Raw genomic sequence first — 14,967 nt, 5'->3', positions numbered from 1 at the left:
CAAGTGGCCTCAGCGTCAATCGAGGCAACCTGCCCGATCCACGACGTCTCGCCTCAACCCGCAGCGACGACTTCGATACGCAACGCCTCGCCGCCCGACACGATCGCGAGCAGCAGGTCGACGTTCGGGTGCGCACCCGGACGGTTACGCGCGTCGGCCGTGTGTTCGGCGAACAGCGCGAGGCCTGCCTCGGCCGCTTTGACGTCCAGCGTCCCGAACGTCTCGCGCAGATAGTTGTACAGCGCGAGCGAGCCCTGCTTGCCCGGCTTGTTCTCGATGCTCGCGACCACGATGCCCTTGCCGTCGACCAGATCGATACGCGCGATACCGTCGATCGCCGGCATCTGTGCGAGGTTTTCCTTGAATACGCTGCTCGGTTGAATCACTGACAACACTCCTTCTGTTCTAAAAAATACATGGCGGGCCGTATCTTAGCTGATAGAGGCTTGCGCAGCGGTGTCGGCTCAACGCGGTGTCGTTGCAGGCGACCCATGCTGAACCTGAAATCGCGCTGCGGATGGAGGTCGATGCCAGGGAATCCTCGTTAAATCCGCAAGGCGGCTTCTAGCGCGGTGTCGCACGTCAAATCCGTTGGCGTGCAGCTTTGATCAGCAGGCGCGTTTTCTTCGGCTCTGGGCTGGTTCGGTTCGAGCCGCGCAAACGTTTCACACCATCCCGTCGGACTCAACTGCAAATATGCACCGATGCGGGAGCGTAGATGCGACGCGTGGCCCGCCGCCGGGCGAGAACTTCGTTGCTCTTATCCATCCGCTATCGAGCGCATCATCCTTCACTTCAAATCAATCGAGAGAGGTCCTTGCAAGTGCATATGCATTTCCAATTCAATTCGCTATTCGTCCACTGGGAATTCATTAACGTCCGAAATCGAAAATTTGATCAATAGCCTCGGATTGTGTTCCCGCCTCCCCACTTTGCGAGTCAACGCATGGCGCCGTCCCTCGGCTCAACAAATTTCATCCGACTTGCCAACTTTGTTGAGATATGATCTCCTATGACTTACGAAATATTTCATCGGCGGAGAGAGGACCGTTATGGTGCGCCGCAGCGATGGCGCCTTAGGAGACATCATCCGAATTAAGGCTGCGAGCCGATGATGGCGCGCATGGCTAAGCATGCATCCACCCCATGCGCGACGAAAGCGTACGAGCAGGTCATGTCATCTGACAACTGATGATTAAAGAAGTACGACAGCACCAAAGGCTTTTCACGGGCCGAACGATGCACGCGAATTTGCCTTGACGAGCTTATTGAACAGAATTGCAGATTCAACTGATTAAAGGAGGTTTGAAAACAGACAACCGAGTATAAAAAGCATCAATTGAGGCATCAAATCAAATTAAAATCTGGAGACAAAAATGCTTTCACTGAGAAAAACCTCATTTGCGTTCGCGCTGAGTACCGCCACGGCTCTTTTATTCAGCGCATGCGGCGGCACCCATGACGACTCGAACGGTTCACCGAACACCCCGCCCGTCACGCCACCGGTCACCACACCCGACCCATCCAAAGGCGGCGCTATTTCGCTGCACGGGATCGTCTACGGCGCGCCCGACACGAGCGTCCAGGCCGACGCGGGCATCCCCATTACGATGATGGGACAGATGAGAGCGTTATTCGATCTCATCAAGAAGGCACCCGATTTCACGCAAGTCGCCATGGATCTTGGCGACGGCAATCCAGTCCACGTGCTGGATACCAACACGGGCGATAAATTCCTGCCCGGCAAACTCGCGCTTGGTCTGTCGTGGATATTGATCGACATGAAATCGAAGGGCGATCCGGCCTACGCGGATTATCTGGCGACGTATCAGAAAATAACGACCGCCATGATGACGCAGACGAACGGCGCCAATTACATGTACGCGAACACGTCCTGGGGCGAGTACTACTACCTCGTTGCGCTCAACAATTTCAAAGCGCACGGCATGCTGAATGAAGTCTTCAGCGACGCGATGCTGGCCACACTGCAAAGCCGCCTGACCTTCTGCGACATGTTCGGTGCGGATGCAAGCGGCAAGACGAATACCTGCCCCGCCGCCGGTACGTCGATCGACGTCGCCTCGCTCAATACCGCTCAGAACTATTACGCCGTCTCTTACGGCATTGCGGGGCTCAGGCAGAAACTCGGCTGGAGCAATCCGGCCTTGTCTTCCACTTCGGATGCGACGGTTGCAACCATGGGCGCGCGTGATGCGCTGCTCTACACGCTGACCAGGCACATCAGAAACGATTCCTCTGGCGGCTTCTCGGACGAAGCGTCGAACACCCATACGACCTATTACGATCAGGCGCGTTTCGACCGGTACAGCACGCTGCTGATCGGCGAAGTCACCGAGCGGACGCTCGAAATGGGCAATGAGGCCAACCTGACGCCGGAGCTGAAATCGTATCTGCGCAAATCGGTCGACCTGATTCTCCCGCAGCTCAATGCCGACGGCCAGGGCTTCAACTACGGGCGCTCCATCGGCCCGTACGGCGATACGGCGTTCATGGAAGTGCTGACCGCGGCCGCCAATGCGGGTGTATTGACCCAGCAGGAAATGCAGGTCGCCTATTCGTTCATCTATAAGGCGGCCTATCGCTACGAAACGTTCTGGTACGACCCGACCTTGCCGACGCCTTCCGTGAACATGTGGGTCAAAGGCCGCGGGACCGATACGTATCGCGGCAAGCCTCGGGTGATGGGTGAAAACTTCAGCCTGCTGCATCAGTTCATGTACGTGAATGCCTGGTGGGACAAGTTGGGCTTCAACGGCAAAGCGCCCATGGCCGATGCAGACCTGAAAGCCTGGCTCGATGCGAAGCCGCATTACACGCTCACCTGGTACAACCAGCCGACCGATACCGCGCATCCTTATAGTGCCGCGCTCATCACCGTGCGAGACGGCAAGCGTGTCATCAACCTGAACCTGAGCCAGGCGCCCGACTACAACTCGTTCACGCCTTACTACCCAACGCCGTTCTCCGACAAGCTGATCTACGGCACGACGGACCTCAGCTACGCCTTGCTGATCCCTCAGGTTTCTTATAACGGCAAGACCTATATCCCGGTCACCTATTACAAGAACCTGAATGTTCAGGAAAACAATGGCCAGGTCGTGGTTTCTTTCGACACCGCCAAATTCCGGCAGGCGGCGAAGAACGCGACCTATGCGTCGGATCTCGATCTCCAGGTTCATACGGTGTTGACGTTCAGTCACGGCGAAATGACGCGAACCGATACGCTGAGTTCGGCAACGCTGACCGGCAATCTGTCGGTCGAGACGGATTTCACGTCTTTCGCGGACTTCCAGAACACCTCCCCGAGCGGTGCCTTCTCGGTCAACTATGCAAACAGCGCTGCGACCAACTACGGCACCACGGGTTTCGACAGTTGCGCGCTGTCTGACTTTTCGATGGCGGCCGGGGCCACCAATCCGCTGTCGACCACGCCGATCGGTCAATTGCATTCGAACTTCGCTTGTACAACGAATCCGTTTGCACTGACGGGCGGTGGTAATCGCACGTTGAGCTGGACGTTGAAGTACGCTGACGCGAGCTAAACGCGGCATCGAGCGCGGGAACGCGCCGGCCTTCCTCCAAAGGCCGGCGTCTGAACCGGAACACCGGTTCCTGCAACTCGATACACGGTCGGCATCAATTCATTCCCCAAAAGAGGTATCAGTCATACCAGTAGCACAAGTTGTCTTGTTAGCCGAGCGTGACATCGCAACAATGCCGGTACAGCAACCGACCCGGCTGCCGACGCACGACGCGCCGAATCCGCCTCGAGGCGGATGAATCCGGCTCAGACAACTTCACCGAGAGGAGAAACCCGTGCGCATTTCTTTTTTGCACACGATCGGCGGAAATCGCCAGGTATTCGAACACGCGGCCAATCGTATTGGTCTGCGAAGCGAAGAACTTCGCCATGAAGTGAGACCGGATCTCCGTGAGGCCGTTGAGCACGCGGGGGAATTCACCGCCGACTTGCTGACACAGACAAGCCTTTGTCTTCAGCAATTGGCGGCCGATTCCGACGCCGTCATTGTGACTTGCGCTACGCTCGGGCCCGCCGTCGCGGAGATGGAAAGCTCGACCGTGCCCATCGTGAGAGCGGATGCCGCATTGGCCGCCGCAGCAGCGGAAGTCGGCGGATCTATCGCCGTGTTGTGCGCCGTTGAATCCGCGATCGAGCCCACGCGGCGACTCTTCGCGCAACACGCGAGCAGAACCGATGCGTCCGTGAAAGTCATTCATGTGCCGCAAGTCTGGGCGCTGTTCAAAAGTGGCGACATGGATGCATGTCTCGCCACTGTCGCGGCGTCGGCGGACGACGCGTATGAGGCGGGCGCAAGCGTTGTCGCGTTTGCTCATCCATGGATGGCGCCAGCCGTGAAGTTCGCGAGCCAGGGCCGGCAACCGCTCGATAGCCCCCACGCAGCGCTGCGCGCCGTGATGTACCGACCGTGAGCAACCCTCGGTCCGAATAGCAAGCCCCAAAAAAAGCCCGCTTTCGCGGGCAACCCTTCTGCGGCATCAAGCATCAAGCAACCCGCCCTCACCCCTTCGTCGCCCCAAACGTGAGGCCGGCGACGAAGTGCTTCTGCATTGCAAAGAACATCGCCACCGACGGCAACGCGGCCAGAATCGACCCCGCCGAAACGAGATTCCATGCCGTCGTCCACTGTCCCTTCAACGCGGCGACGCCCACCGTGATCGGCGCGGCATCATCGCCTTGCGTCAGACACAGCGCCCAGAAATAGTCGTTCCACACGAACGTAAACACGAGAATCGCCAATGCTGCGAGCGCCGGACGAATCAGCGGCAGCACGATTCTGAAGAACACCGTCCACTCGTTCGCCCCTTCGATCCGCGCCGCCTCGACCAGTTCGAACGGCAACTGCTTGATGAAGTTGCGCAAAAACAGCGCGCAAAAGCCGGTCTGAAACGACACGTGGAACAGAATCAGTGCGCTCACGGTATTGAACAGCCCGAGTTGCAACGACAGGTCGCGCACCGGAATCATCAACACCTGCACCGGCACGAAATTCCCCGCGACGAAGGTGGCGAACAATGTCGAGTTGCCGCGAAAGCGGTAGATCGCCAACGCGAAGCCAGCCATCGCGGCCAGTGCAATCGAGCCGACCACCGCGGGCAGCGTAATCAGCACGCTGTTCCAGAAGTAATGCAGCATCGGCGATGTGGTCAACGCCTCGCGATAATTGTCGAACATCGCGAAGTGCTTTGGCCATCCCCAGTAGTTGCCCTCGCTCAGTTCTTCCGTCGAACGCACCGAGGTGACGAGCACCGCGATCATCGGCAGCAGCCAGATCAGCAAGGCGACGGGCAACGTCAGTTTGTACGCGCGGCGCGTGAGCGGCTTCCATTTGTCGATCGGGATCGGAAACATGATCGGTTCCTTTATTGCTCGGCGCGCAGCATCCGCCGCAAGTGATAAATGATGTACACCAGCATGATGCCGAACAGCACGACGGCCACTGCCGCCGAATAGCCGATGCGGTAGTACTTGATCGCCTGGTCGTACATGTAATAGGCGAGTACGGTCGAGCTTTCGAACGGTCCGCCGCCCGTCATCACCGAGATCAGATCGAAACTGCGCAACGCGCCGATGATCGTGACGACGATCGCCATGAACGTGGTCGGCCGCAATTGCGGCAGGATCACGTGCCACAGCATCGACCAGCCATGCGCGCCTTCCATGCGTGCGGCTTCGATCTGTTCGGCGTTCAGCGACGCAAGCCCGGTCAGATAAAGAATCATGCAATAGGCGGTTTGCGGCCACAGCGCCGCGAACACGATCCCGAATGTTGCATAGCGTGGATCGCCGAGCACCGGCACGCCATGGCCGAGCATCAGCGCGAGCAGGCCGAAGGTCGGGTCGTAGAACCACGAGAAGATCAAACCGACCACCACGCCCGACAATACGAATGGCGCGAAGAACAGCGATTTGACGATGCGGATGCCGGCCACCGCCTGGTTCAGATACAACGCGACTGCGAGGCCCATCGGCGGAGCGAGCAGAAACAGCACCAGCCAGATGAGGTTGTTCTTCAGCGCGGTGTAGAACGTCTGCGTCTGGAACAACTCCACGTAGTTCGCGAGGCCGATGAACGACGGCTCCGTCATGCCGTCCCAGTTGAAGAAGCTTAGCCGGATGGTCGACAGGATCGGCCAGACGACATAGATCGCCACCATCACGCAGGCCGGCGCGAGAAACAGGAACGCGGCACGCCGCTGCCGGCGCGCGGTCGGCGTGGGACGGCGGCGGCGCGGCGCAGCCGATGGCCCGCCACGCACGGCGCCGCCCGGCGCAGGCGCTCCCGGCACTCCAGGTTCAACAGGGCCGCCGACGGTGTGACGGCTCACGGATTGCGACACGATCTTTTCTCCTGTCGACCAGAGTTGGCGCTTTAGCGCTTACTCTGGTCCCATGCAAAGCGGTCGACCAGAGTTGGCGCTTCAGCGCTTACTCTGGTCCCATGCAACGCGGTCGACCAGAGTTGGCGCTTCAGCGCTTACTCTGGTCCCATGCAACGCGGTCGACCAGAGTTGGCGCTTTAGCGCTTACTCTGGTCCCATGCAACGCGGTCAAATACAACGGAAAAGCGGCCTCACGGCCGCCCCGCTCACTTCTTATAGATCCGCTTGCGCGTCTGCTCGAGTTGCGCAAGCACGTCGTCGAGCTTGGTAGGATCGGAGACGAACTGCTGCATCCCCTTCATCCCTTCGTCGGCCATTTCCTTGGTCATATCGCGATCGTAGAACTGCGCAATGCCGCCCTTCGTATTCGCGAGAATCTGGAAGCCGATCTTCGAGATCGGGTCTTCAGGTTCAGGCGACTTGCTGTTCGCCGACAGCGAGCCGAGTCCGGTCGCCAGTTGCGCGCCGATCTGAGGCGTTTCGACGAAGGCGAGGAACGCGTGCGCGTCCGCCTTGTTCTTCGCTTTCGATGGGATATGCAGCGATTCGACCGGACCATCTTCGGCAGTCGGCACCTTCGGGTCGATCACCGGAAACTGGAAGTAACCCATTTGCGGCTTCACGTTCGCCGGGAAACCGGCGGTGATGAAGGTGCCCATCAGCATCATCGCGGCCTTGCCCTGGAACAGGAACGGCTGCACCGAGTCCAGATCGTAGGAGAGCGAATTGTCGATGAAATAGCCGGCGTCGAGCAATTGCTTCCACGTCGTATAAACCTTCTTCACGCGCGGATCGGTGTACGGAATCTCACCGGCCATGAGCTTCTGATGGAACGCATTGCCGTTCAGACGCAGGTCGAGATAGTCGAACCAGCCGGCGAGCGTCCACGCGTCGCGCCCCGCCACGGCGATCGGCGTAATGCCGGCGGCCTTCAGCTTCTTCGCAGCGTCGAGAAACTCATCCCACGTTTTCGGCTCGCCCTTCACGCCGGCTTTGTCCAGCAGGTCCTTGCGATAGAACATGCCCCAGGAGTAGTACACCGTCGGCGCGGCGTACTGCTTGCCCTTATACGACGACGCTTCCCTGGTCGACGCATACATGTCGTTCCAGCCGTTCTTCGCCCAGTCGCCGCTCAGATCTTCGAACAGGCCGCGCTGCGCGTAATACGCCATCCGTTCGCCGTCATGCCAGTTGACGATATCGGGCGCGACGGTGGAGAGCCAGCCGGGCAACTGCACCTTGTACGCTTCTTCATCGATGAACGACACCTTCACGTCGATCCCGGGATGCGTCTTCTTGAACTCGTCGATCACCGACTGCCACACCGCGCGCTGGCTTGCGCCCTTGTACGCGATATTGACCGCGAGCGTACCGGCCTGCGAAGCCGTGCTGACGACCGATGCCCCCGCTGCCGCCGCAGCCAACGCGAATGCCAACAGAATCTTGCGTGGTTTCAGTTTCATGCTGCCTGTCTCCTTTATGCCTTGATTTAGCGTCGTTGTTTGTTACTGCGTGGAATCCTCTTCAAGCTCCTGCTTCAGCGCGTCAGCGCGACCGGTAGACTGCCACACCTTGCGGCGCGAGCGTGCGCGAACCGATCACGAAAGCGTCGTCGGCCACGTCGCCGAGCACGTGAGTGGCGTCGCCGTAGTTGAACGCATACGTCAACGCGCCGCGCCGGCTGAGGCGTACGCTCTCACCGAGCTGCATGGTCGCGACACCCGCCTCCCGCGCGATCCGCTCGAACAATTGCACCGTGAGCGCGTCGTCGAACAGACTCGCGAAGTAGTGGAACGAGCCGCTGCGCACATACGCGGGATGGCCATCCACGAAACGGGCGCGCACGTCGAGCGCGGCTGCCGCATCGCTATCGATGAAATCGCGCCAGTGACGTGCATAACCGTCGTCATTGCCCGCATTCTTGCTGTCCGCGAGACGCACGCCTTCGGTCGCGTTCGGCCGCATCGACTCGACACGCCACACACGCCCCGGCAGCACCGAGGCCAGCGAACCCGGCGGAAGATTCGCCGGAATCCGCAAATCGGGCGTCTTCGAACCGGTACGCGGACCGAGCACCACCTGCGCGCCCGAACTGGCGAGGCGCGCCGCGAAATCGTCCGGCACGACCGGCAGCGGCGGCACGACGATCAGACTGTAGCCATCGAGCGGCGCGTTCACCGGCACGACATCGACATCGAGACCGAGCGCACGCAACGCCGAGTAATACTCGAATGCGAAGCGCGGATAGTGAAAGTCCGCCCCTTGCGGATGAATCTCGAACAGCCACTTCGCCTCGTAGTCGTAGACGAGCGCGACCTTCGAACGGATCGCCGCGTTGGCGTCGGCATTCGCGGCGAGCACCGTGCGAATCTCGTCCGCCACCTGAGCCGCCTCGTTGCCGCCGACGTCGAGCCGGTTGTCCGGCGTGTTCAGCCCCGCGTGCATCTGCTCCTGTGCAAACGGCGCCTGACGCCAGCGGAAGTACGACACGCAGCCCGCGCCGTGCGCGAACGCCTCCCAACTCCACAGGCGCACCATGCCCGGCAGCGGTGCCGGATTCCACAGCGCCCAGTTCACCGGACCGGGCTGTTGCTCCATCACCCAGAACGGCAGCTTCGACATGCCGCGATACACGTCGTGATTGAACGACGCGAAGTCGGGATGGCCGCTGCGCAGCCAGCGCGCCTTCACGTCCGGCGCGAACCATTGTTCTTCGAGCGCGCCGAGCGGATAGCTGTCCCAGCTCGCGACGTCGAGATCGGCCGCGACCTTGTAGTGATCGAACTCGGTGAAGAGCTGCATGAAGTTGTGCGCAACCGGGCGGCCCGGCGAATGCGTGCGAATGATCTCGACCTGCATGCGGTTGTAGCGCGCCACTTCGTCGGACGCGAAACGCCGGTAATCGAGGCGATGCGAAGGATGCGCTTCGGTGACGGTCGCCACCGGCGCATCGATCTCGTCGAAGCTGCGGTACTCCATGCTCCAGAACACCGTGCCCCACGCGTCGTTCAATGCCTGGATCGTGCGATAGCGCGACTTCAGCCATTCACGGAAGCGCTGCACTGCCGCGGGCGAATAGCTGACCACCGTGTGATGACAGCCGAACTCGTTATCGGTCTGCCAGTACGCGACTGCCGGATGCTTGCCGTAACGCTCGGCCACCGCGGTGCAGATGCGTTGCGACGCTTCGAAATACGACGGCGACGAAAAATCGTAATGACGCCGCGAACCGAATGCGCGCGGCCGTCCGTCCGCGCCGATCGGCAGAATGTCAGGATAACGATCGATCAGCCACTTGGGCGGCGTGGCGGTCGGCGTGCACATGACGACCTTCAGCCCGGCTGCGCCCAGCACGTCGATCGCGCGATCGAGCCAGCCCCAGTCGTATTCGCCGGGCGTCGGCTCCATGCGGCTCCACGCGAATTCGGCGATCCGCACCTGCTCGATGCCGAGCGCTTTCATGCGGCGGGCGTCGTCTTCCCACATCGACTCCGGCCAGTGTTCCGGGTAATAACAGACTCCAAGGCGCATCCCAATGTCCCCTAACGTTATGCGTAGTGTTCGACGGATTCGAGCGAAGCGGCCGCAAAGCCGTCTTCGGTAAACAGATGGCAAGCGAGACGGGGCACGCGCAAGTGCGCAGCGTCCCCGGGTACCAGGCGCGTATCGCCCGGCGCTTTGGCGATCAGCACGGCGCCGCCGGGCTGATCGAGGTGAACGTAGCTGTGTTCGCCGAGTTGCTCGACGAGCGACACGGTGCGCGCGAGCACGCCGTCGGCGGAACCGGCGGTTGAAGCGGACGACGCGTCGACAAACTCCAGGTGCTCGGGACGCACGCCGAGCGTGACCGTTTGCCCGCTTTGCAGCCCTTCTCCACTGACCGGCACCCGCAAGTTTTCAGCGGTGTGGTCGAGCGTGATGGCCACGCCTTGCGGATCGATCGACGTCACTTTGCCCGGCAGGAAATTCATCCGCGGCGAGCCGATGAAACCGGCCACGAAGCGGCTCTTCGGACGGTGGTACAACTCGAGCGGCGCGCCGATCTGCGCGATGCTGCCGTAACGCTCGGTGTCCTTGCCCGCATGCAGCAGCACGATCTTGTCGGCAAGCGTCATCGCCTCGATCTGGTCGTGCGTCACGTAGACCACGCTCGCCTTGGCAAACTGCCTGTGCAGCCGCGCGATCTCGACGCGGGTCTGCCCGCGCAACGTGGCGTCGAGATTGGACAACGGTTCGTCGAACAGAAACACGCCGGGCTCGCGTACGATCGCCCGGCCGATCGCCACGCGCTGCCGCTGTCCGCCCGACAACGCCTTGGGCCGCCGTTCGAGCAGCGCCTCCAGTTGCAGGATGCGCGCGGCTTCCCGCACCTTGCGATCGATTTCATCCTTCGGGGTTTTGGCGAGCTTGAGGCCGAAGGCCATGTTCTCGAACACCGTCATGTGCGGAAACAGCGCGTAGCTCTGGAACACCATCGCCACGCCGCGCTGCGCGGCGGGCACGTCGTTGACGAGCTTGCCGCCGATCGACAGGTCGCCGTCGCTGACGTCTTCGAGACCGGCGATCATTCGCAGCAAGGTGGACTTGCCGCAACCCGACGGACCGAGAAACACGCAGAACTCGTTCTCCGCGATCTCGAGATCGACGTCGCGGATCACCGGCGCGCCATCGCCATACGCTTTTTGCACGCCTCGTAACGAAATGCTCGCCATTGCATCGACTCCGTGATTTAATCAGCTCGAAGTCGGAGATTAAGCGCTTAATCAGCAGACCCGAAAAAATCGATCGCTTGCGATCGTTGGGCCCAGCCTGTCTCCGATATCGTTTGTTTGTGCGACAGATGGTGCCGCGCCTTGCGTCGCGACGCAAATGTCGAACAGCCATCCCAAATATTGAAAACAACATGCCCACACTCAGCGAAGTCGCGCGTCATGCAGGCGTCACCCCTGCCACCGTATCGAACGTGCTGCGCAATCGCGGCCGCGTCGGCGCGACGACCCGGCAGCGGGTTCTCGATGCCGTCGAGGCGCTCGGCTATCGTCCGCATCTGGCCGCCCGCGCACTCGCCGAAGGCCGCGCGCCGACGCTCGCGCTGATGGTGTCGAGCATTGCCAATCCGTTCTATCCGGAGTTCGCGCTCGCCGTCGAACGCGCGGCGCGCACGAGCGGCCACTTCGTGATCATCTGCAATACGAACGAAGATCCGTTGAGCGGCCGCGCGTATCTCGACCAGATCGCAGGCACGCTTTCCGAGGGCGTGCTCGTGACGAACGCGAATCTCGACTTCGCCGACCTCCATACGACCGAAGCGCGCGGCACGCCGGTGGTGCTGTGCATGTGGGAACGGCCGCACGAACCGCCAGGGCTGCCGTGCGTCGCGGTGGACTTCCGGCGCGCGGGCGAGCTGGCCGGCGCGCATCTGCTGGAGCTCGGGCATCGGCGGATCGGCGCGATTGTCGGCAGCAAGGCTTCGGGCATTCATGCGGCCCGCTACGAGGGTTTCGTCGACGCGCTGCGCGCGGCCGGCGCGCCGAAGAACCGCGTCCGGCACGCGGCCGATACGATCCACGGCGGTTACGTCGCGGCGCGCGCACTGCTCGAAGCCGATCCGAAGCTCACCGCAATCTTCGCGACCAACGACCTGCCGGCGCTCGGTGCGATGCACGCCGCCGCCGATCTCGGCTTGAACGTCCCCGGCGACCTGTCCGTGATCGGCATTACCGACATTCAACTCGCGCGCGAATCGCGGCCCGCGTTGACGACGGTGGCCGTCCCTACGGTCGAGGTAGCGGGACTCGCGGTGTCGCTACTGCGCGAGCTGATCGAGTCGTCGTACGGTCAGACAGGGCGCGGTGCGGCCGACGTGCCGATGCGGGTCTCGTCCCCGCCCGAACTTGTCGTGCGGGCCTCCACGGGTGCGCCGCGCGCGCGGTGATGGAGCCGTAACAGCGCGGCGCGCACGTTACGTAGCGAATCCTTCGAGCACGGTAATCACCTGGCCGCCAGCGTGTTCGCTACGCACTTCAGGGTTTGCTGAATACCCACTCGACGCACGCCGTTTGCCGGCGAAAATCGCATCATTCAGACTTCAAACACCTGTCGAACGAGCCAGGACTTTCCCGAAGCCCCGCTCCTTCATCTTGCATCGCACCACAGCGCGTAAGCCTCTCGCCATAAGGCCCGCCGCCTTCGGGCATGCTCGCGTGTGTCGACGTCCCGTCGAAATCCTGCCTTGACGCAAGTCACACAGCCTGCTGTACTAAATCAACCAAACTGATTTAGGCGACCCGTTTTCGCCGCAGCGTCGCAGCAAGCCGCCACTTCACATCAACGCGATAACCCGGTTGCCGGCGCGTAGCGTTGCGCGCCCGCCGCTGGCAGCCAGTAGTTCACAACGTCGTCACCAACAACCGGAGGAGCGTCCCATGAATCATCATTCCCGCAGGCATCCTGTCGCCAGAAAAATCGTGTCGATGTGCGTCGCGGCATCGGCGGTGTGGTGTGCGAGCGCAAGCCAGGCCGCCGATCAGCCGGTCGTCGGCCTGATCACCAAGACCGACACCAACCCATTCTTCGTGAAGATGAAACAGGGTGCCGAAGCGGCCGCCTCGAAAGACGGCGCGAAGCTGATCAGCGCTGCAGGCAAGTTCGACGGCGACAACGCGAGCCAGGTCACCGCAATCGAAAACATGATGACGGCCGGCGCGAAAGCGATTCTGATCACGCCGAGCGACACCAAGGCGATCGTGCCGAGCATCAGAAAAGCGCGCGCCGCCGGCGTGATGGTGGTCGCACTCGACACGCCGACCGATCCGCAAGATGCCACCGACGCCCTCTTCGCCACCGACAACTTCAAGGCCGGCGTGCTGATCGGCAAATACGCGAAAGCCGCGCTGAACGGCAAGCCCGCGAAGATCGCCACGCTCGATCTCGCGCCCGGCGTATCGGTCGGCGTGCTGCGTCATAACGGCTTTCTGGAAGGCTTCGGCGTGAAGGAAGGCGACCCGTCGGTGGTCTGCAGCCAGGACACGCGCGGCGATCAGGCGAAGGGCCAGACGGCGATGGAGAACTGCCTGCAGAAATCGCCGGACATCAACGTGGTCTACACGATCAACGAACCGGCCGCGGCGGGTGCGTATCGCGCGCTCAAGGCGGCGGGCAAGGACAAGAGCGTGATGATCGTTTCGATCGACGGTGGATGCGAAGGCGTGCGCAACGTGAAGGCCGGTTCGATCGCCGCGACCTCGCAGCAGTATCCGCTGAAGATGGCCGCACTCGGCGTGAACGCCGGGGTCGAGTACGCGAAGACCGGCAAGAAAGTCTCCGGCTATCAGGACACGGGCGTGACGCTGATCACCGACAAGCCGATGTCCGGCATCGACAGCAAGGATACGAAGTTCGGCCTCGACAACTGCTGGGGCAACAAGTAACGCGCACCGTGTGACGTGCCCGCCGCGGCGGGCCGCAATCTGAATTACCGCGTGGCCTGTATGGCACGCTCATGTATCGAGGACATCATCATGTCGACTCCTTCCGCGCCCGCCGGCCATTCACGTACTTTCGCCGATCGTCTGCCGTCGCTTGCCGAGGTCGGTCCGCTGATCGCGCTGGTGCTGGCGTGCGGCTTCTTCATCTCGCAGAGCAGCCGCTTCCTGTCGTTCCAGAACCTCTCGCTGATCCTGCAACAGACCATGGTGGTCGCGGTCATCGCCATCGGTCAGACGTTGATCGTGCTGACTGGCGGCATCGATCTGTCGTGCGGCATGGTGATGGCGTTCGGCTCGATCATCATGACCAAATTCGCTGTCACGCTAGGCGTGCCGCCGATTCTCGCGATCCTGTGCGGGATCGCCGCGAGCACCTTGTTCGGCGCGCTCAACGGCGTGTTGATCACGCGCATCAAGCTGCCCGCGTTCATCGTCACGCTGGGGACGTTGAACATCGCGTTCGCGCTCACGCAGATCTATTCGAATGCGGAAAGCGTGTCGAACCTGCCGGACGCGATCATGTTCTTCGGCAATACGTTCAAGCTCGGCCCGGCGGACGTCACGTACGGCACCGTCCTCACGCTGCTGATGTATCTCGCCACCTGGTTCGTGCTGCGCGACACAGTGCCTGGGCGTCACTTATATGCGCTCGGCAACAACGCCGAGGCCGCGCGTTTGATGGGTCTCTCTTCGCAGAAAATCCTGCTCACCGTGTACTCGCTGGCCGGCGCGATCTATGGGATTGCCGCGCTGCTGTCGGTGTCGCGCACCGGCGTCGGCGATCCGCAGGCGGGGCAAACCGAGAACCTCGACAGTATTACCGCGGTCGTGCTCGGCGGCACGAGCCTGTTCGGCGGGCGCGGCTCGATTGTCGGCACCTTGCTCGGTGCGCTGATCGTCGGCGTGTTTCGCAACGGCTTGACGCTGATCGGCGTTTCTTCGGTCTACCAGGTGTTGATCACCGGCATGCTGGTGATTCTCGCGGTGGCTGCGGACAAACTCTCTCATCGTCGCGGTTGAGTACTCACGGCACTTG

General features: G+C 61.6%; 12 protein-coding genes. 5 read left to right on the top strand and 7 right to left on the bottom strand.

The genetic code is table 11. The features are described from left to right. Positions 1-53: 53 nt before the first annotated feature. Positions 54-386: a DUF2322 family protein gene (locus PQQ53_RS05955; protein ID WP_408138876.1), complete on the bottom strand. Its 333-nt coding sequence runs from the start codon at positions 384-386 to the stop codon at positions 54-56. Between the two features lie 990 nt (positions 387-1,376). On the opposite strand from PQQ53_RS05955, the gene PQQ53_RS05950 reads away from it, so the two are divergent. Then, entirely contained in the window at positions 1,377-3,563 is a 2,187-nt protein-coding gene (locus tag PQQ53_RS05950) for a hypothetical protein (protein WP_408323434.1), read from the top strand. Between the two features lie 148 nt (positions 3,564-3,711). On the opposite strand, the gene PQQ53_RS05945 is transcribed toward PQQ53_RS05950, so the two are convergent. Further along, on the bottom strand, positions 3,712-4,260 hold the full coding sequence (locus PQQ53_RS05945) for a hypothetical protein (protein ID WP_408323433.1): 549 nt from the start codon (positions 4,258-4,260) through the stop codon (positions 3,712-3,714). On the opposite strand from PQQ53_RS05945, the gene PQQ53_RS05940 reads away from it, so the two are divergent. Further along, the gene (locus PQQ53_RS05940) at positions 4,246-4,473 is read left to right on the top strand and encodes a hypothetical protein (protein ID WP_408323432.1); all 228 of its coding nucleotides are present in this window, start codon (positions 4,246-4,248) and stop codon (positions 4,471-4,473) included. The genes PQQ53_RS05945 and PQQ53_RS05940 overlap by 15 nt on opposite strands. An 88-nt stretch (positions 4,474-4,561) precedes the next feature. On the opposite strand, the gene PQQ53_RS05935 is transcribed toward PQQ53_RS05940, so the two are convergent. The 5 genes from PQQ53_RS05935 to PQQ53_RS05915 all read right to left on the bottom strand — a co-directional run bounded on the left by PQQ53_RS05935 (position 4,562) and on the right by PQQ53_RS05915 (position 11,156). Further along, complete coding sequence (locus PQQ53_RS05935) at positions 4,562-5,413, bottom strand: carbohydrate ABC transporter permease (protein WP_408138883.1); 852 nt, start codon at positions 5,411-5,413, stop codon at positions 4,562-4,564. 11 nt (positions 5,414-5,424) lie between these two features. Then, positions 5,425-6,402: a carbohydrate ABC transporter permease gene (locus PQQ53_RS05930; protein ID WP_408323431.1), complete on the bottom strand. Its 978-nt coding sequence runs from the start codon at positions 6,400-6,402 to the stop codon at positions 5,425-5,427. Between the two features lie 248 nt (positions 6,403-6,650). Continuing rightward, positions 6,651-7,907, bottom strand: coding sequence for an ABC transporter substrate-binding protein (locus PQQ53_RS05925; RefSeq protein ID WP_408323430.1), 1,257 nt, complete (start codon positions 7,905-7,907; stop codon positions 6,651-6,653). 82 nt (positions 7,908-7,989) lie between these two features. After that, on the bottom strand, positions 7,990-9,975 hold the full coding sequence (locus PQQ53_RS05920; RefSeq protein WP_408323429.1) for a beta-galactosidase: 1,986 nt from the start codon (positions 9,973-9,975) through the stop codon (positions 7,990-7,992). Positions 9,976-9,992: 17 nt separating this feature from the next. Then, positions 9,993-11,156 (bottom strand): ABC transporter ATP-binding protein, encoded by a 1,164-nt coding sequence (locus PQQ53_RS05915; protein WP_408323428.1) that lies wholly within the window; start codon positions 11,154-11,156, stop codon positions 9,993-9,995. A gap of 191 nt (positions 11,157-11,347) precedes the next feature. Between PQQ53_RS05915 and PQQ53_RS05910 the strand changes: the two genes are divergently transcribed. From PQQ53_RS05910 to PQQ53_RS05900, 3 genes are all read left to right on the top strand, one after another. After that, complete coding sequence (locus PQQ53_RS05910) at positions 11,348-12,379, top strand: LacI family DNA-binding transcriptional regulator (RefSeq protein ID WP_408138893.1); 1,032 nt, start codon at positions 11,348-11,350, stop codon at positions 12,377-12,379. 490 nt (positions 12,380-12,869) lie between these two features. Continuing rightward, on the top strand, positions 12,870-13,874 hold the full coding sequence (locus PQQ53_RS05905; protein WP_408152040.1) for a sugar ABC transporter substrate-binding protein: 1,005 nt from the start codon (positions 12,870-12,872) through the stop codon (positions 13,872-13,874). A gap of 90 nt (positions 13,875-13,964) precedes the next feature. Continuing rightward, positions 13,965-14,951, top strand: a complete 987-nt coding sequence (locus PQQ53_RS05900) for an ABC transporter permease (RefSeq protein ID WP_408138897.1) — start codon at positions 13,965-13,967, stop codon at positions 14,949-14,951. The last annotated feature ends 16 nt before the right edge of the window (positions 14,952-14,967 follow it).

It is taken from the genome of Paraburkholderia strydomiana (assembly GCF_046030495.1).
In the GTDB taxonomy this organism is placed as follows: domain Bacteria; phylum Pseudomonadota; class Gammaproteobacteria; order Burkholderiales; family Burkholderiaceae; genus Paraburkholderia; species Paraburkholderia strydomiana_A.
The sequence above is the reverse complement of the archived record's forward strand: the minus strand, read 5'-3'. Positions and strand labels throughout refer to the sequence as shown.

Bases quoted from the DNA above. Each gene is read 5' to 3' on its own strand.
- PQQ53_RS05935 (WP_408138883.1), bottom strand. From the start codon at position 5,413: ATGTTTCCGATCCCGATCGACAAATGGAAGCCGCTCACGCGCCGCGCG.
- PQQ53_RS05905 (WP_408152040.1), top strand. From the start codon at position 12,870: ATGAATCATCATTCCCGCAGGCATCCTGTCGCCAGAAAAATCGTGTCG.
- PQQ53_RS05925 (WP_408323430.1), bottom strand. From the start codon at position 7,907: ATGAAACTGAAACCACGCAAGATTCTGTTGGCATTCGCGTTGGCTGCG.
- PQQ53_RS05945 (WP_408323433.1), bottom strand. From the start codon at position 4,260: ATGAATGACTTTCACGGACGCATCGGTTCTGCTCGCGTGTTGCGCGAA.
- PQQ53_RS05900 (WP_408138897.1), top strand. From the start codon at position 13,965: ATGTCGACTCCTTCCGCGCCCGCCGGCCATTCACGTACTTTCGCCGAT.
- PQQ53_RS05915 (WP_408323428.1), bottom strand. From the start codon at position 11,156: ATGGCGAGCATTTCGTTACGAGGCGTGCAAAAAGCGTATGGCGATGGC.
- PQQ53_RS05920 (WP_408323429.1), bottom strand. From the start codon at position 9,975: ATGCGCCTTGGAGTCTGTTATTACCCGGAACACTGGCCGGAGTCGATG.
- PQQ53_RS05950 (WP_408323434.1), top strand. From the start codon at position 1,377: ATGCTTTCACTGAGAAAAACCTCATTTGCGTTCGCGCTGAGTACCGCC.
- PQQ53_RS05910 (WP_408138893.1), top strand. From the start codon at position 11,348: ATGCCCACACTCAGCGAAGTCGCGCGTCATGCAGGCGTCACCCCTGCC.